The sequence below is a fragment of the Methylobacterium cerastii genome (genome assembly GCF_022179125.1).
Taxonomy (GTDB): domain Bacteria; phylum Pseudomonadota; class Alphaproteobacteria; order Rhizobiales; family Beijerinckiaceae; genus Methylobacterium; species Methylobacterium cerastii.
Genome location: NZ_BPQG01000006.1, coordinates 136484 through 154878, shown reverse-complemented (window position 1 = coordinate 154878; position 18395 = coordinate 136484). Strand labels below are relative to the sequence as shown.

The following is an 18395-nucleotide window of genomic DNA, read 5'->3' as shown; positions in this document are numbered from 1 at the left end:
GGGAAGGGTGGGCCTCGCATCAGCGAGGGTCGGGAGAGGGGAGCGACAGCGCCGGATACGGCGCTCTCCTCTCCCCCCCTGCTGCGCAGGGTACCCTCCCCCGCAGCGGGGGGAGGGAAGAGCGCGCGCTCCATCGGTCGGAGGTCTCGCAATGAGCGACGTGGCGCTTCCCGCGCTTGCCGACGCCCCGGCGAAGACGGAGCAAACCGAGACGCCCGCCCGCCCGCGCCGGCGCCTGCCCTACCTCCAGGCGGCGCCGATGGCGCTGGTGTTCGTGGTCTTCCTCGCGATCCCGCTGCTGCTGACGCTGATGGTCAGCTTCTGGGAATACAACGAATACGAGATCATCCCGGCCTTCACGCTGCAGAACTACCGCGACGTGTTCGAGGGGTGCGGCAACCTCGCCGACCCGTGCACGACGGTGCGGACCTACCTCTCGACCCTGAAGTTCTGCGCGCTGACGCTGGCCTTCACGCTGATGGTCGGGTTCCCGGTGGCGTACTTCCTCGCCTTCCACGTCCGTTCGCGCGCGGTGCAGATGGCGCTATTCCTGCTGTGCACGATCCCGTTCTGGACCTCGAACGTGATCCGCATGATCTCGTGGATCCCGCTGCTCGGGCGCAACGGCCTCGTCAACGACACGCTCCGCAGCCTCGGGGTGATCGAGCGGCCGATCGAGGGACTGCTGTATTCCGACTTCTCGGTGACGCTGGCCTTCGTGCACCTCTACACGGTGTTCATGATCGTGCCGATCTTCAACAGCATGGCGCGGATCGACCGGTCGCTGATCGAGGCGGCCTACGATGCGGGCGCCACCGGCTGGCAGACCCTGTGGAGCGTCGTCGTCCCCCTGTGCAAGCCGGGCATCGCCATCGGCACCATCTTCGTGCTGACCCTGGTGATGGGCGACTTCGTCACGGTGGGCGTGATGGGCGGGCAGCAGATCGCCTCCGTGGGCAAGGTGATCCAGGTCCAGATGTCGTACCTGCAATTCCCGGCGGCGGCCGCCAACGCCGTGGTGCTGCTGGCTGCCGTGTTGATGATGATCCTCGGGCTGACCCGGGTGATCGACCTGCGCAAGGAGCTGTAGCCGTGAGCGACCGCCCCCGAGGCCTGGCCTTCACCGCGCTGGCGGCGTTCTTCGCGCTCTACGTGCTGTTCCTCTACGGCCCGACCCTGACGATCCTGGCGCTGAGCTTCCAGGGCCCGCAGGGCGGGCTGACCTTCCCGATGAACGGCGTCTCGACGCACTGGTTCGGCAAGCTCTGGGCCGGCGGCGGCATCGTCGACATCTGGGCGGCGTTCGGGCGCTCGCTCCGGCTCAGCTTCGTGGTGATGGTGCTCACCGTCGTGCTGGCGTTCTTCGCGGGCCTCGCCTTCCGCAAGGGCTTTCGCGGCGCCAACGCGCTCTTCGCCATCGCGGTGGCGAGCCTGATCGTGCCCTCGATCGTGGTCTCCCTCGGGATCGGCCTCGAGTTCCGGCTGGTCGACGACGCGATCAACGCGCTGGCCGCCGCCACAGGCTGGGGCTGGCTGCAGGACCACGGCACCGCGATGGGGCTCTACAGCTCGGCGCTCGGCGCTCACCTGACCTGGACGCTGCCCTTCGGCCTGCTGATCATGTTCGCGGTCTTCAACCGGTTCGATCCGGCCTACGAGGAGGCGGCGCGCGACCTCGGCGCGACCGGGGCGCAGACGCTGCGCCACGTCGTGGTGCCGATCCTGGCCCCCGCACTGGTCGGCGTCGCACTGTTCGGTTTCACCCTGTCCTTCGACGAACTCGCCCGCACCAGCCAGGCGATCGGCGGCCGCAACTCCCTGCCGCTCGAACTCCAGGGGCTCACCACCACGGTGACGACGCCGGAGATCTATGCGCTGGGAAGCCTGACGACGGCGGTTTCGGCGCTGGTGATCGGCACGGCGCTCGCCGCCAGCCTCCTCCTGCAGCGCCGCCGCGCGCGCCGGAGCCTGGCCGGCGCCTAGAGCATTATCCGTGCGGTCGCATCGTCTCCACGCGAGCCGGCATCCACGTCGCTTGAAAATGCTCCGGCGCCCTACTCCGCGCCAGCCGGCTCGTCGCCCGATTCGACGAGCGTCAGGCGCGGGGTCGAGGCCTTGCGCTCGGCGGTCTCGATCAGGCGCAGGCTCGTCGCCTGGCGGCTCTTCTTCAGGTCCTCGGCGATCGCGCCGGTGTTCCCGGCGATGCGCTTGGCGCGCTTGTCGTACTCCGCCATCGAGACGACCGATGAATCACCGGTCTCGGGGGTGCGCGCCATGTCCACCTCGAAGGAAGAGACCGTCCGCACGAGCGCGTGGCGGGCATGGCTTCAACCTAGCACGCTTTCGCGTGATCGCTCCGAGGATTCGCGGGCGACGCACCGCGGGTTCGAGCGGCGGCGACATCGCTCGGCCGGGCACGCTTTCGTGTTCGTGCCGGTTGGTGTTTGCAAAATGTCGCGGGGTGTGCAAAAAGTACAACATCGACTTCTGGTCAGATATCCGGCCGCTCCGCCCGTAATGGTCGTGCGCTGTGTTTTCTCCCACAATTCGACGATTAGCGATCTGGCGCGTGATTCACATGCGCCGGTCGGCTTATGACGCCTGATAAGATACGGAATTTTCTATGAGCACCGGCACCGTCAAGTGGTTCAACGATCAGAAGGGCTTCGGCTTCATCCAGCCGGATGACGGCGGCAAGGACGTCTTCGTGCACATCTCGGCTGTCGAGCGCGCTGGCATGCGCGGCCTGACCGAGGGCCAGAAGATCTCCTACGAGATGGAGACCGACCGTCGCAGCGGCAAGCAGTCCGCCGGCAGCCTCCAGGCCGCCTGAACCCGAGTTCGCCTCGGATCGTTGTCGAAGCCGTCCCACCCGGGACGGCTTCGCGCGTTTCTGAACGGCGCGACCGAATCGCGGCGAGGCGACCTCGCCGCGGACCGCCTTCAGCCAAGCGCTGGGGGCCGACCACCGCCGAGCCCCGCAGGCGACGACCTGTGCGCCTCGGTCCGACCCGTCTGACCGCATCCGGCATGGGGCCGGTGGCGCATAAGGATCTTGTGTGAATCAATCCAAGGACAACCAGTTCTCCGACCGGCTCGAGACCGCTGCGAAGGCGCGGGAAGCGATGCTGGCGCGCTATCGTTCGCGGCCGGCCGCCGACGATCCCGCCGTGGTCGCCCGCCAGGCCGAGCGCCAGGCCGTGATCGAGGCCCGCGAGGAGCGCAACAAGGAGCGCGAGGCCGCCCGGCTCGCCGCCGAGGTCCAGCGGATCGCCGAGGCGAAGGCCCAGCGCGAGTTCGAAGCCGCCGAGGTGCTGCGCATCGCCGCAGAGAAGGCCGAGCGCCAGGCCGCCCTCGCCGCCGAGCAGAAGGAGGCGCGCGACGCCCGCTTCGCCGCCCGCAAGCTCCGCGCCCGCAAGTAAGACCGAGACCGGCTCGCCGAGCCGAAACCCGGCGACGGCCCCTCCGCCAGCGGTTCACCCCGCGGGCGTTCGGGCCGGCGCCCTCAGCCCTAGCCGAATCCGTCTCCGCATCCGTCGCGCCCGTCCCGGGTTCGATACCCGGCGTCGCGGCGACCAGGAGTGATGTTCGATGTCCCACAAGTTCAAGCTCGGCCAGCGTGTCCGTCAGTCGCGCGGCGGCTTCGGCTCCGTGAAGGACGACGCGTCCGGCCTGCTCTGCGAGATCGTCCGCCTGATGCCCGAGGACCGCACCGGCGAGCCGGGCTACCGGATCAAGTCCTCGGCCGGCGAGCGCGCCGCGACCGAGAGCGAGCTGTCCCTCGCCGGCTGATCAGACCGACACCACCGCCAGCGAGTCACGTCTGCGCGACGTCTGCAGGGCGCGCGGGCGTGCCGTGCGTTGCCAAACGCCCGATCCTGCGCCATCTCACGCTCCGTGCCGGCCACGGCCTCGTCTGCCGGCCGCACGCGGCTCTTGCGGGACGGACCGGGCGGCGTTTCGTGCCCCGTCTCCGGACCGGGAGCCGTTCCATCCCCGGGCGGCGTTTCACGTCGGCCCCAACCCCAAGCAGGCAATGAGTAAGCGCACCAGGCAAAGGCCGCAGGAGCGGGGCTCCGTGCTGTTCGACGTAGTCTACGAGGACGGTTCGCAGGCCTCCAACCGCCGCGTCCCGATGGAAATCCTCGGCGGCCTCGACGGCGACGATCCGGCTCGCGAGGTGATCTCGGCGCAGGACGAGGACATCGCCCAGAAGTCCGGGCGTCCGCAGCGGACGATCCTCTCGCTCTCGCGGTCCCCGATCCCCGAGGCGAAACCGAAGCCGCCCCGCGATGCGTAAGGGAGCGCGAGCGTGGGAGGGCACGACATGGGCCACAAGTTTCATCTCGGACAACTCGTCCGCCGCCGCGACCTCGCGGCGGCCCGCAACGGCAACCGCATCTTCGAGGTGATCGGCCTGCTGCCGGCCGATGCCGGCGCGCCGGGCTATCGCATCCGCAGCACCGAGGCCGGCACCCACGAGGTCCGCGAGGACGGGCTGACCGCGGCCTCGTGCTGCCCGGCGCCCGCGACCTGATCGACCGCGGGACCAGGCGCGCATTGGAGCGCCGCGTCGGGGGTGGCATAAGGCCGAGACGTCCCGATCCCGGGGCCTCGCCCGGACCCCCGCCCGATGCGCCGCCTTCCGCCGGCCCCGACATCCTTCGCCACCGACAGGCGCGCGCCGTGAACGCGCCGGACCTCGCGCCCGCGCGCCGCTCGGCCTCGCGCCGGCTGGCTAACCCGCGGACCCTGTGGAAGCGGGTCTCGCGCGCCGTCGGCGACCTGCTGCCGAAGGGCCTCTACGCCCGGTCGCTGATCATCATCATCGCGCCGGTGGTGCTGCTGCAATCGGTGATCGCCTACACCTTCATGGAGCGGCACTGGCAGCTGGTGACCAAGCGCCTGTCCTCGGCGGTCACGGCCGACGTCGCGGCGCTGATCGACATCTACGAGGTCTACCCCCAGGACAAGGACGCCGAGACACTCTCGCGCATCGCCGGCGAGCGGCTGAACCTCGACCTCGACATCCTGAAGGGCGCCAAGATCCCGCCGCCCGGGCCGCGGCCGTTCTTCTCGATCCTCGACGAGGCGCTGTCGGACGAGCTGAAGCGCCAGATCGGCCGCCCGTTCTGGATCGACACCGTCGGCCGATCGAACCTGATCGAGATTCGCGTCGCGATTCCCGACGGGGTGATGCGCATCACCGCGCGCCGCTCCCAGGCCTACGCCTCGAACTCGCACATCTTCCTGGTGTGGATGATCGGCTCGTCGATGGTGCTGCTCGGCGTCGCGATCCTGTTCCTGCGCAACCAGATCAAGCCGATCCTGCGGCTCGCCGCGGTGGCGGAAGGGTTCGGCAAGGGCCGCGAGATCGAGTTCCGCCCCCGCGGCGCCCGCGAGGTCCGGCAGGCCGGCCACGCCTTCATCGAGATGAAGCGCCGCATCGAGCGCGCGATGGAGCAACGCACGACGATGCTCAACGGCGTGAGCCACGACCTGCGCACGATCATCACCCGGTTCCGGCTCTCCCTCGCTCTGATCGACCAGAGCCCGGAGATCGACGAGCTCTCGCGCGACGTCGACGAGATGAGCCGCATGTTGGAGGGCTACCTCGCCTTCGCCCGCGGCGATTCGGCGGAGAACGCGGCGCCCACCGACATGCGCGCCCTGCTCGAGGACCTGCGCACCGACGTGGAACGCCTGGGCGCCCAGGTCTCGGATTTCGAGCTCGCCGGGTCGCCCTCCGTCACCGTGCGGCCCGACGCGTTCCGGCGCTGCCTGTTCAACCTCGCCGCCAACGCCGCCCGCTACGGCGAGACGGTGGCGATCTCAGGCCGGGCCGAGGCGCGGGCGTTCTTCGTCTCGATCGACGACGACGGCCCGGGCATCGCGGTCGAAAGCCGCGAGGAGGTGTTCAAGCCGTTCGTGCGCCTCGACGACGCGCGCCAGGATGCGGGCGGCTCCGGGCTCGGCCTGTCGATCGCCCGCGACATCGCCCGCGCGCATGGCGGCGACGTCTCGCTCCACGACAGTCCGCTCGGCGGCTTACGCGCGACGGTGCGGGTGCCGGCCTGAGGCCGGCGGCTGGTTCGGCCCGATGCGCGGCAAAAAAACGGTGCGGCGGGTGTCCCCACGACCGCGCCGGGGTGCTATGGACGGGCGATCCGTCCAAGCGCGTGGGTTACTTCGCCGCCCCGCACGACCTGAGTGCCGTTCATGAACCCGCTCGTTCCGCTCTTCATCCTGATCTCGCTGCCGCTCGCCGCGATCGGTCTCGTGCTCTACACCGACACCGGCATCGAGCCGGCCCTGTTCTACGCCTCGGTGAAGACCTTCGTGATCCTCGGCGCCATCGCCGTCGCGCTGTCGTTCGGCGCGAGCAAGCTCGCCGAGCGCTCGAAGCACTGATCGCCTCGCCCGCCGCGGCACGCTCCGTGCACGCGGGACGCTCCGTGCAGTAAGGGGCGGGTCGGCCGGGCGTTCGACGGCCCGGCCGCGCGAACCGGGAGGACGTTTCCATGATGCAGATCGTTCCGGCCTTCGGACGCATCGGCGAGGAGAACGCCTTCGCGGTGCTGGCCCGTGCCAACGCGCTCGCCGCTCAAGGACGCGACGTCATCAACCTCGGAATCGGCCAGCCCGACATGCCAACCCCGGCCCACGTCGTCGAGGCCGGCATCCAGGCGCTGCGCGACGGGCACCACGGCTACACGCCGGCCACCGGCATCCTGCCCCTGCGCGAGGCGGTGTCCCGCGACATCCACCGGCGCCACGGCGTCGAGGTCTCCCCTGAGAGCGTGATGATCGTGCCCGGCGGCAAGGTCACCATGTTCATGGCGATCCTGATGTTCGGCGAGCCCGGAGCCGAGATCCTCTACCCGGACCCCGGTTTCCCGATCTACCGGTCGATGATCGAGTTCACCGGCGCGACGCCTGTGCCGGTGCCGATCCGCGAGGCCAACGGCTTCGCGTTCTCGGCCGAGGAGACCCTTGCGCTGATCACGCCGCGGACCCGGCTGCTCATCGTCAACTCGCCGGCGAACCCCACGGGCGGCGTGACGCCGAAGGCCGAGATCGACGCCCTGGCGAAGGGTCTCGCCGACCATCCCGACGTCGCGATCCTGTCGGACGAGATCTACGGCACCATGACTTACGATGGCGAGGCGCATCACTCGCTGCTCAGGTACGAACAGATTCGCGACCGGCTGATCTACCTCGACGGCGCGTCGAAGACGTACGCGATGACGGGCTGGCGGCTCGGCTGGTCGGTCTGGCCGAAGCCGCTCTACGAGGCGGCGCGCAAGCTCGCGGTCAACGCCCATTCCTGCGTCAACGCCGCGACCCAGTGGGCCGGCATCGCCGCGCTGGACGGGTCGCAGGACTGCGTGGCCGAGATGGTCGCCGAATTCGATCGGCGCCGCACGATCGTGGTCGACGGCCTCAACGACCTGCCGGACGTGTCCTGCATCGTGCCCAAAGGCGCGTTCTACGCCTTCCCGAACGTGAGCCGCACCGGCTGGAAGGCGAAAGCCCTGGCCGCGTCGCTGCTGGAGCAAGCCGGCGTCGCCGTCATCGGCGGGCCGGATTTCGGCGTCCACGGCGAAGGCTACATCCGCCTCTCCTACGCCAACTCGGCGGAGAACATCTTGCGCGCGCTGGAGCGGATGAAGACGTTCCTGTCCGAGCGCAGGCCAGGCTGAGGCGCCCTCGCCCCCCCCGCGCCGTCATTCCGGGTCGCCGAAGGCGAGCCCGGAATCCAGAGCCGCCGCGTTCGCCGGATCGCAAGCTCCGGCGCCGCCCCTGGACCCGTCGCGGCTCTGGATTCCGGGCTCTGCTGCGCAGCCCCGGAATGACGGGTTTGGATGGGTGGGCGACCCCGAACGGAGCCGCCCGACCCGACCTCAGGCCGCCATCGACTGCGCGTTCGGCTCGGCCGCGCGCACGTCGTCGTCGACGTGCTGCTCGAAGCGCTTGAAGTTCTCCTTGAACATGCCGACGAGGCGGTTCGCGGTCTCGGCGAAGGCGGCCTTGTTGGCCCAGGTCTTGACCGGCTGCAGGATGTGCGGCTCGACGCCGGGCACCGAGACCGGCACCGCGAAGCCGAAATACGGGTCGCGGCGGAACTCGGTCTTCGACAGGGAGCCGTCGAGAACCGCCGAGAGCAGCCGGCGGGTGACGCGGATCGGCATCCGCCGACCGGTGCCGACGCCGCCGCCGGTCCAGCCCGTGTTGACGAGCCAGCAATCGACGTCGTGCCGGGCGATGAGGTCGCGCAGCAGGTTGCCGTAGGTGCTCGGGTGGCGCGGCATGAACGGCGCGCCGAAGCAGGTCGAGAACGTCGCCTCGGGCCCGGTCAGGCCGCGCTCGGTGCCCGCGACCTTGGCGGTGTAGCCGGAGAGGAAGTGGTACATCGCCTCCGCGCCGGTGAGCTTGGCGATCGGCGGCATCACCCCGAACGCATCGCAGGTGAGCATGACGATGTTCTTCGGGTGCCCGGCGCGGCCGGTGTCGCTCGCGTTGGCGATGAAGTCGAGCGGGTAGGCGCAGCGGGTGTTCTCGGTGAGCGAGGCGTCGTCGAAGTCGGGGATCCGCGTCTCAGGATCGATCACCACGTTTTCCATCACCGTGCCGAAGCGCTCGGTGGTGGCGTAGATCTCGGGCTCGGCGTTGCGCGAGAGGCGGATGGTCTTGGCGTAGCAGCCGCCCTCGAAGTTGAAGATCCCCTCCGGGCTCCAGCCGTGCTCGTCGTCGCCCAGCAACTTTCGCGAGGAATCGTTCGAGAGCGTGGTCTTGCCCGTGCCCGACAGCCCGAAGAAGATCGCCGAGCCGCCCTCGGCGTCGAGCGCCGCGTTGGCCGAGCAGTGCATCGGCATCACGCCCGCGCCCGGCAGGATGTAGTTCAGGTAGGTGAAGACCGACTTCTTCATCTCGCCGGCATAGGCCGAGCCGCCGATCAGCACGATCTTGCGCGTGAAATCGATGGCGATGACGGTCTTGGAGCGGCAGCCGTGGCGGGCCGGGTCGGCCTCGAAGCTCGGCAGGTCGATGATCGTCATGTCCGGCACGTACCCGGCGATCTCGGCGCGGGCTGGCCGGATCAGCAGGTTGCGGATGAACAGGGAGTGCCACGCGAATTCCGAGAACACCCGCGCCTTCACCCGGTAGCCTGCGTCGGCGCCGCCGTAGAGGTCCTGCGCGAACAGCTCGCGGCCTTCGGCGTGGGCCTGGAAGTCGGCGAGCAGGGTGGCGAACTGGTCGTGCGTGATCGCGCCGTTGTTCTCCCACCAGATCTCGTTCTCGGTGCTCGCGTCGCGGACCACGAACTTGTCCTTGGGCGAGCGACCGGTGTGGCTGCCGGTGGTGGCCACCAGCGCGCCGCCGCGCGCCAGGCGGCTCTCGCCGCGGACCAGCGATTCCTCGTAGAGGCGCGGGGCCTCCAGGTTCCAGTGCACGGCCTTCAGGTTGCGCAGGCCGATCGCCTCGGCGCCGTGGGCCGCGTTGTGATCGCCGATGTCGCTCATGGTCTCTCTCCCGGGCCCCTGCTCGCGCCGTGTCGCTGGTCCGGGCCGCGCGGCGCCGGATCAAGGGAGCGTCCGTGCGGTCGTACAGGACCGCCGCACGCTGGTTCGCCGCTCCCGGCCCGTTCTGGATCAGGCGGCAAGGCAATCGCGTCAACCTGGACCCGGGAGGGAGGAGGACAGACGGAGGCCGCTTTGTCAGGCCTCGGCACACCTGTAAGGTGCCGATCGCGACGCGCATGGCGCGTGGGACCGCAAGCCGCCTTCAACCCGGGCGCGAAGGCGGGTATCGGAGGGGACGCCCCCCATCCGTCCCGAGACGATCGAACCCTTCATGCCGCAAGCCGTCGCCGGCCCCGAGATCGAGCGCCTGATCCAGCTGCTCGCCCGGATGCCGGGCCTCGGCCCCCGCTCCGCGCGGCGGGCCGCCCTGCAGCTCATCAAGAAGCGCGACACCCTGCTCGCGCCGCTCGCCGACGCGATGCGGGTCGCGGTCGAGCGCATCGTCGTCTGCCGGGAATGCGGAAACGTCGACACCTGCGACCCGTGCACGATCTGCAGCGACCCGAAGCGCGACCCGACGGTGCTGGTGGTGGTCGAGGACGTGTCGGACCTGTGGGCGCTGGAGCGCTCCGGCGCGGTGCAGGCGCGCTACCACGTGCTCGGCGGCGTGCTCTCGGCCCTCGACGGCGTGCGGCCGGAGCACCTCAACATCGCCAGCCTCGCCGAGCGGGCGGCGAACCCTGAGGTGACCGAGATCATCATCGCGCTGAACGCCACCGTCGACGGGCAGACCACGGCCCACTACGTCACCGACGCGATCAAGGCGCTCGGTCTGAAGGTCACGCGGCTCGCCCACGGCGTGCCCGTGGGCGGCGAGCTCGACTACCTCGACGAGGGCACGCTCACCGCGGCGATCCGCAGCCGAACCGCGTTCTGAATCGCACCGAAGTGGAGGGCGCCGGCGGCATTTGACCGCCCTCCCCCCGCATCCTATTCCGGCGACACGCCTGTCCCCTCACCTGCCCCGCCACCCGGTCGAGCCATGACGATCCGTCCCCTCGTGATCCTGCCCGATGCGCGCCTGCGTCTGCCGTCGGAGCCGGTCGGCCCCGTGACGAAGGAGATCCGCACGCTCGCCGAGGACATGCTGGAGACGATGTACGACGCCCCCGGCGTCGGGCTCGCCGCGATCCAGATCGGCGTGACCAAGCGGGTGGTGACGATCGACACCTCGAAGGAGGAGGGGTCACGCAACCCGCAGGTGTTCCTCGATCCCGAGATCGTCTGGGCCTCGGAGGAGACGCGCGTCTACGACGAGGGCTGCCTGTCGATCCCCGAGGTCTACGGCGAGGTCGCGCGGCCCGACAAGGTGCGCGTGCGCTTCCGCGACCTCGACGGAGCGGTGCAGGAGATCGAGGCGGCGGGCCTGCTCGCGACCTGCATCCAGCACGAGATCGACCACCTCAACGGCGTGCTGTTCATCGATCACCTGTCGAAGCTCAAGCGCGACCGGATCGTGAAGAAGTTCACCAAGGCGGCCAAGCGCGACGCGGCCTGAGCGGACAGCAACCATGCGCGTCGTCTTCATGGGCACCCCGGACTTCGCGGTGCCGACGCTCGCGCGGCTGGCCGAGGACGGCCATTCGATCGCGGCGGTCTACACCCGCGCGCCTGCCAAGGCCGGGCGCGGCATGGCGCTCCGCCCCTCCCCCGTCCACGCGCTGGCGGACCGGCTCGGGCTTCCGGTGCTGACGCCCTCGACCCTGAAGGACCGAGAGGCCGCCGAGACCTTCTCCGCGCATCGCGCCGACGTCGCCGTCGTCGTCGCCTACGGCATGCTGCTGCCGCAGGCGATCCTCGACATCCCGCGCCACGGCTGCCTCAACCTGCACGGCTCGCTGCTGCCGCGCTGGCGCGGGGCGGCGCCGATCCACCGCGCGGTGATGGCGGGTGACGCGACGAGCGGCGTCGGCGTGATGCGGATGGAAGCCGGGCTCGACACCGGGCCGGTGGCGCTGGAAGACCGCATCCCGATCCGGCCCGGCATGACCACCGGCGACCTGCACGACGCCCTGATGCCGCTCGGCGCCGACCTGATGGCGCGGGCTCTGCGGGCGCTCGAGGCCGGGACCCTGACCTTCCGGCCGCAGGACGAGGTCGGCGTGCTCTACGCCCGCAAGATCAGCAACGACGAGGCGCGGATCGACTGGGCGCAGGATGCCGCGGCGGTCGCGGCGCATGTGAACGGTCTCAGCCCGTTTCCCGGCGCCTTCTTCGAGGCCGACCTCGGCAAGGGCGCGGAGCGGGTGAAGGTGCTGCGGGCCGTGGTCGCCCCCGGCTCCGCCGCCGCCGGGACGCTGCTCGACTCCGAGGGCACGGTCGCCTGCGGCTCGGGCGCCGTGCGGCTTCTCGAACTCCGCCGCGCCGGCAAGGGCGGCACCGCGAGCGGCGCGGAGTTCTTGCGGGGCGCGCGGCTCGAAGCCGGGGCGCGCCTGGTATGACCGGGATCGTGGAGGGCGCCGCCCCTCGCCGCACCGAACCGGCCGCCTGATGCCGCGCTACAAGCTCGTCATCGAGTACGACGGCGCGCCGTTTCGCGGCTGGCAGCGGCAGGCCGCGGATCCGAGCGTGCAGGGCGCGATCGAGGCGGCGGTGACGCGGTTCTCGGGCGAGACGCAGGGGCTGACCTGCGCCGGGCGCACCGATTCCGGGGTGCACGCGACGCATCAGGTCGCCCATCTCGACCTGTCCAAGGATTGGCGGACGGACGTGGTGCGCGACGCGCTGAACGCGCACCTGAAGCGGGTCCCGGTCTCGATTCTCTCGGCAGAGGTCGTCGACCCGGCGTTCAACGCCCGGCACTGGGCGATCCGCCGGCACTATCGCTACCGCATCCTCGACCGGCGCAGCCCGCCGACCTTCACCCGCGGCCAGGTCTGGCACGTGCCCTGGCCGCTCGATGCGGCGGCGATGCACGCGGCCGGGCAGAGCCTCCTCGGCCTGCACGACTTCACCGCCTTCCGCGCCGCCGAGTGCCAGGCCAACAGCCCGATGCGCACCCTCGACCGCCTCGACGTGACCCGCCGGCCGATGGGGTCAATGGAGGAGATCGTGGTCGAGACCGACGCGCGCTCGTTCCTGCACCATCAGGTCCGCAGCATGGTCGGCACGCTGATGCTCGCCGGCGGCGGCCGCCTCGACGCGGCCGGCGTCGCAGACATCCTCGCCTCCCGCGACCGCAGCCGCTGCGGCCCGATGGCCCCCGCCCACGGGCTGTGCTTCGTCGGCGTCGATTATCGACCTGAGATTAACGATTTCGCATTTAATTAATCTGAGATTGCTTTTCTAGTACGAAGAGCGATGATCCCCCGGCAAGTGGAGGGCGCTGTTTGCGCACCCGGGGGGCGACGACCATGGAAGGCCCGTTTCAGATCATCGTCTATCTGGCGACGTGCTTCGCGTTCTTCTCGCCGCTGATCTTCATCGCCGTGCGGGAATCGATCAAGAAGCACCGCCAGGAGATCATCACCGACCTCGCGACCGTGTTCGACATCGGTGACCCGGCCGGGACCAACCTGATTCCGTCATTCGAGTTCGTGAAATACAAGTACTTCGTCGGCGCCCGCCGAAGCCGGGACCCGGCGGCCGGCCGGGCGGAGGGCGAGCGGAGCACGGTCTGGGCGGAAGAGACCCGCGGCAAGCGCGAGGACTATTCGGTGATCGCGTGGATCATCGGCTCCGCCCCATTCGGAATCCTCGCGGCGACCTCGACCTTCTACGGCCTGTCCCTGCTCCTATCGGTGCTCGCCGAGCATATGACCGAGCCGAGCGGCCTGCGCTGGGGCGGCTTCAGCTACCCGACGCCGACGGGCGTCGGCATGGTCTGGCTGCTCGGCATCTGCGCAGCCTTCGCCGGCAGCTACATCACGGCTTTGCGCAGCCTGTACCGCGCGATCAAGAACTTCGACCTCAGCCCGGGCATGATCGCCAACGAGACCAACAAGATCCTCATCAGCTTCGTCCTCGGGCCGATCGTCTCCACCTCGATCATCTGGTTCGGAAGCCAGCTCGTGACGCTGGTGGTGCCGGTCTCGCCCGCGGTGACGGCGGCCGCGGCCATCACCGCCTGCTTCGTCGCCGGCGTCATGCCGGAGGTCGTCCTGCGCAGCATCATCCAGCGCGACCAGTTGAAGAACTTCAAGCGCGAGGAAGAAGAGGTCTTCCGGGCGTTCAAGATCACCCCGGTCGAGATCGTCGACGGCATCGACAGCGAGATCCGGGTCCGGCTCGACGACCACCACATCCACTCGACGCAGAACCTCGCTGCGGCCAACCCCCTGATGCTGTTCGTCGAGACACCTTACGGCGTCTACCAGATCATGGATTGGGTCGCGCAGGCGCAGCTCTGCTGCTCCGTCGGGCGGGACAAGATCGTGCGGCTGTGGCCGCTCGGCGTGCGGACGCTGTTCGACCTCGAACGGCTCGCCGCCGGTAAGGACCCGTCCAAGGACGCGCTTCTGCTGGAGGTCGGGCGCATCATCCTCGGCGAGGCGCTGGTGCCCCTCGACCCGAAGGATCGCGCCGCCACCGCCGCCCTCGTCCGCGCGAGCATCGAGTTGCGCCTCGACGACCCGCATGTGCAGCGCCTGCGACAGATCTACATCGCCGTCGGCGACCGGCTCGGCTCGAAGAGCCGCCGCTTCCGCGGCGGCGGCTACCGGGTGCTGTGCCGGAATCGGTCGCGCAAGGGCTGGATTTGCCGCGGGATTCGGGGCGAGCGCGCCTGAGCCTCTTCCTCAGGCGCCGGTTGGGAAGTAGGCGTCGAGCATCCGCACGTAGATCGCCGTCAACCGTTCCAGGTCGGCCACCGGCACGCACTCGTCGACCTGGTGCATCGTCTCGCCGACGAGGCCGAACTCGATCACCGGGCAGGCGTCCTTGATGAAGCGCGCGTCCGAGGTGCCGCCCGTCGTGGAGAGCGTCGGGCGCAGGCCCGTCTCGGCCGCGATCGCGTCCGAGACCAGGTCGACGAAGGCGTCGGGCCGCGTGAGGAAGGCCGGGGAATTCGAGGGCGCGAGGTCGAGGGTGTAGCGGACGGCGTTGCCGGCGGCCGCATCGAGGCGGCGGCGGATCTCGGCGCCGAGCGTCTCGGCATCCCAGCCCTCGTTGAAGCGGATGTTGAACACCGCCCGCGCATCCGCCGGGATGACGTTGGTGGCTTTGTTGCCGACGTCGATCGTCGTGAATTCGAGGTTCGAGGCGTCGAAATGCGCGGTGCCGCCGTCGAGTGGGTCGGCGGCGAGCGCCGAGGCGAGGCGCAGCATCCCCGGGATCGGGTTCTCGGCCCGGTGCGGGTAGGCGACGTGGCCCTGCCGGCCGTGGACCGTGAGCTTGCCCGTGAGCGATCCGCGCCGCCCGATCTTGATCATTTCGCCGAGCGTGCTCGGGTTCGTCGGCTCGCCGAGCAGGCAATGGTCGAAGCGCTCGCCCCGGGCCTTCGCCCAATCGAGGAGCTTGACGGTCCCGTTGACCGCCGGCCCCTCCTCGTCGCCCGTGACGAGGAACGCGATCGACCCGGAAAAATTCGGGCCGCGCGCCTGCAGGAAGCGCAGGGCGGCGGCGAGCATGCAGGCGATGCCGCCCTTCATGTCGACGGCGCCGCGCCCGTAGAGGATGCCGTCGGCCATCGCACCGTCGAACGGTCCGCTCCGCCACGCCGCCGCGTCGCCGGGCGGCACCACGTCGGTATGGCCGGCGAACAGCAGGCACGGGCCGCCCGATCCGATCCGGGCGTAGAGGTTCTCGACGTCGGGCGTGCCGGGCTCGGAGAAGACCGGACGCGCGACGGAGAACCCGGCCTCGGTGAGGACCCGGTCGAGCAGGGCCAGGGCGCCGCCCTCCTCGGGGGTCACCGAGGGGCAGCGGAGCAGCGCCTGCGCCAGATCGAGGGGGCTCGCTTGCACGCTCACGCCGGGCGCCCGACGACCGGAGGCCCGGGGATGGTCGGGCAGGTCGGCCTGCTCGCGCAAGACGACGTAGTCCCGGAGCGCGGAGCCTGCATCTTCAACCCTTCTTGAGAAACGAAGCTTACGACAACATGGGGCCGGGACAAAAGCCGCCCGACGGGTCGCGCACGCGAGGGGAGCACCGAGGCATGGATGCGAAGGCGGGGTCCGAGCCGGCCAAGGCCGGCAGCCATCTCAGCCTCGTGCCCGCGCCGTCGGAGAAGCGTTCCGGCGGCCGCCGCAACGCGGTGATGATGCCGGCCACGATCGTCTGCCCCGACGGGGCGACCCATCCTTGCGTGATCCGCGACATGTCGGCGACGGGCGCGAAGCTCGCGATCTCGCGCCGCCACCGGCTGCCCGCCGAGGTCACGCTCGCGATCCCGGGGCAGGCCGTCGCCTACGCAGTCGCGCGCCAATGGCAGCGCGGCGACTTCGCCGGCGTCGTGCTGGCTGTCGCCAAGCCCGACGCCGACACATCCGACGCCGACATGCCTGCACCCGAGATGCCTGCACCCGAGATGCCCGGCGCAGCTACTTGAGGACCACCACCTGCGCGTCGCCGACGCGGCGCATCACGCTGACGGTGACGTCGTCGCCGTGGCGGTGGAAGCGGAGATCCACCCGCGATTCGCCCAGCCGCACGTTGTAGAGCGAGACGCCGTCGAGGAACGCCGGCAGGATCGGGTTGCGCAGGCGGACGCGGTTGCGGGCGTGGTCGAGCTCCAGGCCGAGGCAGGCCGAGAGGAACGCGAACGGCGCCGCCGCCGCCCAGGCCTGCGGGCTGCACGCCACCGGATAGGAAACCGGCCCGCGCTGGCGCCGACGCATGAAGCCGCAGAACAGTTCCGGCAGCCGCTTCTGGTCCTGGTACAATGCGGTCTCGAACATGCCCTGGAAGATGCGCGCGGCCTCGTGCTTGAGGTCGTAGCGCGCGAGCCCCATGGCGATGATCGCGTTGTCGTGCGGCCAGATCGAGCCGTTGTGGTACGACATCGGGTTGTAGCGCGCCTCGCCGCGGGCGATCGTGCGCACGCCCCAGCCGTTGAAGCCGTCCTTGGACAGCAGCGTCGCCGCCACCTGCGCCGCCCGCTCGGGCTTGGCGATGCCGGTGAACAGGGCGTGACCCGCATTCGACGAGCGCACGGCGCATTGCCGCTTCTCGCCGTCGAGCGCCAGGGCGTAGGTGCCGATCTCTTCGTTCCAGAACGCGGCGTCGAACGCATCCCTCAGGGCGTCCGCCTCCAGGGTCAAGGTCTCGGCCATCGCGTCGTGGCCGAGCATCGCCGCGAGCTTGGCCATGCCGTTCTTGGCGGCGTAGACGTATCCCTGGACTTCGCACAGCGCGATCGGACCCTTGGCGAGGTGGCCGTCGTCGTGGAAGATCGAATCGTGGCTGTCCTTCCAGCCCTGGTTCTCGAGCCCCTTGTCGGTGTCGCGGGCGTATTCGACGAAGCCGTCGCCGTCCCGGTCGCCGTAATCGTTCATCCAGGCGAGCGCGAGCTCGAGCGCCGGCCAGATCCGGGTGATCGTCTCGCGGTCGCCGGTGACGGCGTAGTATTCTGAGGCCAGCATCACGAAGAGCGGCGTGCCGTCAATGGTGCCGTAATAGTGCCGGAACGGCACCTCGCCGAGCATCGCCATCTCGCCGCGGCGGGTCTCGTGCAGCACCTTGCCCGGCTGCGCGTCGGCGGCCGGGTCCACCGCCTTGGCCTGCGTCACCGCGAGGTAGCGCAGCACGCCCTTGGCGAATTTCGGGTCGATCCACAGCGCCATCATCGCGGTGATGATGCCGTCGCGCCCGAACACCGTGGAGTACCAGGGGATGCCGGCGAACGGGTAGATGCCCTCCGGCGTGCGGCTGGCCAGCATGTAAAGGTCGGCGGTGGCGCGGCAGGCGGCCTCGTTGAACTGGTCGTTCGACGAGATGATCGTAGTGATGCCGGCGGTCAGCTCGCGCAGGTCCCGGCGCGCGTCGCGGTAGGCGCGGGCGAAGACCATGCCCTCGTAAAGGCCCTTCGGCGGCTTCACCGCGGTGCTGCCAGAGGCCAGCGAGAGCGCGGCGGCGGCGTCCTCGCCGGTCTTCTCGACGGAGGGCGCGCTGGTGAAGGCGCGGTGCGCCTCGCAGACCACGCGGACGAACAGCGAGGCGCGGCCCTCGGGGGCGAGCGTCACCTCGAACACCGCGCGGCCGGGCTCGAGCAGCTTGGGCTTCGGCCCGAAATGCAGTGCGGTGGTGCGGACGATCTCGTCGAGGCCGACGTAGCGGAACTGGACCTCGTGCTCGCTCGCGACCTGCACGGCGCGCTTGCCGCGGCTGGTGCGGGCCGTACCGCGGACCTCGAACAGGTCGCGGTAGTCGGCGTCGAACGTCACCTCGATCCGGAGCGTCCGGTGGCGCGAATCGTAGGAGCGCAGGCCGATCCGGTCGTAGCAGGCGCCGCGGAACAGGAACTTGGTGCGCTCGATGGCGATGATCTCGCGCGGCAGCGTGATCTCGTCGCCGCCGTCGAGGCGGATGTCCGGCGTCGTCATGTCGACGGAGAGCGCGCCGTTGTCGTCCTGCATCACCGAGGACAGCATCAGCGGGCGCTGGCCCTCGATGGTGAAGTGCAGGCGCGAGAGGTAGCGCGTGTCCTGGAAGTACAGCCCCTCCGGCCCCGGCTGCACGCCGATGTCGCCGAAGGAATCGAGCACCGCGAAGGCCTCGCCGAACTTCAGCGAGCGCAGCGGCCGGTCGACCAGGGAGGTCTGCGCCTCGATATGGTACTGCGGCAGCACCTCGTCGGCATCCTGGAAGCCGTGCGCGACCGTCCGCGATCCGTCGCCGCCGAGCTGCGCCTTTGCCGTCGTCGTGTCCGCCATG

At 70.0% G+C, this 18395-nt stretch carries 20 protein-coding genes; 16 read left to right on the top strand and 4 right to left on the bottom strand.

The window, feature by feature from the left end; all coding sequences use genetic code 11:
* The first annotated feature begins 151 nt into the window (after positions 1-151).
* Positions 152-1090 carry an ABC transporter permease gene (locus MFF13_RS02810; RefSeq protein WP_147761418.1) on the top strand — a complete coding sequence of 313 codons (939 nt, stop codon included), beginning with the start codon at positions 152-154 and terminating at the stop codon, positions 1088-1090.
* Between the two features lie 2 nt (positions 1091-1092).
* Positions 1093-1983, top strand: a complete 891-nt coding sequence (locus MFF13_RS02805; RefSeq protein ID WP_238270749.1) for an ABC transporter permease — start codon at positions 1093-1095, stop codon at positions 1981-1983.
* Between the two features lie 71 nt (positions 1984-2054).
* Here the strand turns inward: MFF13_RS02805 and MFF13_RS02800 are convergent, their stop codons facing one another.
* Positions 2055-2276, bottom strand: coding sequence for a hypothetical protein (locus MFF13_RS02800; RefSeq protein WP_147751319.1), 222 nt, complete (start codon positions 2274-2276; stop codon positions 2055-2057).
* 347 nt (positions 2277-2623) lie between these two features.
* Between MFF13_RS02800 and MFF13_RS02795 the strand changes: the two genes are divergently transcribed.
* The 8 genes from MFF13_RS02795 (at position 2624) to MFF13_RS02760 (ending at position 7703) form a co-directional block, all read left to right on the top strand.
* A complete protein-coding gene (locus MFF13_RS02795) occupies positions 2624-2833 on the top strand; it encodes a cold-shock protein (RefSeq protein WP_147726903.1) in 210 nt (69 codons plus the stop codon).
* 226 nt (positions 2834-3059) lie between these two features.
* Complete coding sequence (locus MFF13_RS02790) at positions 3060-3422, top strand: DUF6481 family protein (RefSeq protein WP_147751318.1); 363 nt, start codon at positions 3060-3062, stop codon at positions 3420-3422.
* Positions 3423-3591: 169 nt separating this feature from the next.
* Positions 3592-3792, top strand: coding sequence for a hypothetical protein (locus tag MFF13_RS02785; RefSeq protein WP_147751317.1), 201 nt, complete (start codon positions 3592-3594; stop codon positions 3790-3792).
* Positions 3793-4036: 244 nt separating this feature from the next.
* The gene (locus MFF13_RS02780) at positions 4037-4300 is read left to right on the top strand and encodes a hypothetical protein (protein WP_147751316.1); all 264 of its coding nucleotides are present in this window, start codon (positions 4037-4039) and stop codon (positions 4298-4300) included.
* A gap of 27 nt (positions 4301-4327) precedes the next feature.
* On the top strand, positions 4328-4537 hold the full coding sequence (locus tag MFF13_RS02775; protein WP_147751315.1) for a hypothetical protein: 210 nt from the start codon (positions 4328-4330) through the stop codon (positions 4535-4537).
* A gap of 149 nt (positions 4538-4686) precedes the next feature.
* Positions 4687-6078 (top strand): ATP-binding protein, encoded by a 1392-nt coding sequence (locus tag MFF13_RS02770; RefSeq protein ID WP_147751314.1) that lies wholly within the window; start codon positions 4687-4689, stop codon positions 6076-6078.
* A gap of 141 nt (positions 6079-6219) precedes the next feature.
* Positions 6220-6411 carry a hypothetical protein gene (locus MFF13_RS02765; RefSeq protein WP_147751313.1) on the top strand — a complete coding sequence of 64 codons (192 nt, stop codon included), beginning with the start codon at positions 6220-6222 and terminating at the stop codon, positions 6409-6411.
* Positions 6412-6521: 110 nt separating this feature from the next.
* Positions 6522-7703, top strand: coding sequence for a pyridoxal phosphate-dependent aminotransferase (locus MFF13_RS02760; protein ID WP_147761421.1), 1182 nt, complete (start codon positions 6522-6524; stop codon positions 7701-7703).
* Positions 7704-7904: 201 nt separating this feature from the next.
* On the opposite strand, the gene MFF13_RS02755 is transcribed toward MFF13_RS02760, so the two are convergent.
* The gene (locus MFF13_RS02755) at positions 7905-9524 is read right to left on the bottom strand and encodes a phosphoenolpyruvate carboxykinase (RefSeq protein ID WP_238270747.1); all 1620 of its coding nucleotides are present in this window, start codon (positions 9522-9524) and stop codon (positions 7905-7907) included.
* 331 nt (positions 9525-9855) lie between these two features.
* Between MFF13_RS02755 and recR the strand changes: the two genes are divergently transcribed.
* The 5 genes from recR (at position 9856) to MFF13_RS02730 (ending at position 14311) form a co-directional block, all read left to right on the top strand.
* Complete coding sequence (gene recR / locus MFF13_RS02750; protein ID WP_147761423.1) at positions 9856-10461, top strand: recombination mediator RecR; 606 nt, start codon at positions 9856-9858, stop codon at positions 10459-10461.
* 105 nt (positions 10462-10566) lie between these two features.
* A complete protein-coding gene (locus tag MFF13_RS02745; protein ID WP_147761424.1) occupies positions 10567-11082 on the top strand; it encodes a peptide deformylase in 516 nt (171 codons plus the stop codon).
* Between the two features lie 13 nt (positions 11083-11095).
* Positions 11096-12025: a methionyl-tRNA formyltransferase gene (fmt, locus tag MFF13_RS02740; RefSeq protein WP_238270745.1), complete on the top strand. Its 930-nt coding sequence runs from the start codon at positions 11096-11098 to the stop codon at positions 12023-12025.
* Positions 12026-12074: 49 nt separating this feature from the next.
* Positions 12075-12854 (top strand): tRNA pseudouridine(38-40) synthase TruA, encoded by a 780-nt coding sequence (gene truA / locus MFF13_RS02735; RefSeq protein ID WP_147761426.1) that lies wholly within the window; start codon positions 12075-12077, stop codon positions 12852-12854.
* Between the two features lie 83 nt (positions 12855-12937).
* On the top strand, positions 12938-14311 hold the full coding sequence (locus tag MFF13_RS02730; protein ID WP_147761427.1) for a hypothetical protein: 1374 nt from the start codon (positions 12938-12940) through the stop codon (positions 14309-14311).
* A 9-nt stretch (positions 14312-14320) separates the two neighbouring features.
* Here the strand turns inward: MFF13_RS02730 and dapE are convergent, their stop codons facing one another.
* The gene (gene dapE, locus MFF13_RS02725; RefSeq protein WP_147761462.1) at positions 14321-15493 is read right to left on the bottom strand and encodes a succinyl-diaminopimelate desuccinylase; all 1173 of its coding nucleotides are present in this window, start codon (positions 15491-15493) and stop codon (positions 14321-14323) included.
* A gap of 185 nt (positions 15494-15678) precedes the next feature.
* On the opposite strand from dapE, the gene MFF13_RS02720 reads away from it, so the two are divergent.
* Complete coding sequence (locus MFF13_RS02720; RefSeq protein ID WP_147761428.1) at positions 15679-16071, top strand: hypothetical protein; 393 nt, start codon at positions 15679-15681, stop codon at positions 16069-16071.
* Here MFF13_RS02720 and MFF13_RS02715 read toward each other — a convergent pair.
* Positions 16064-18394, bottom strand: a complete 2331-nt coding sequence (locus MFF13_RS02715) for an amylo-alpha-1,6-glucosidase (RefSeq protein ID WP_147761429.1) — start codon at positions 18392-18394, stop codon at positions 16064-16066. The genes MFF13_RS02720 and MFF13_RS02715 overlap by 8 nt on opposite strands.
* Position 18395 lies beyond the last annotated feature (1 nt).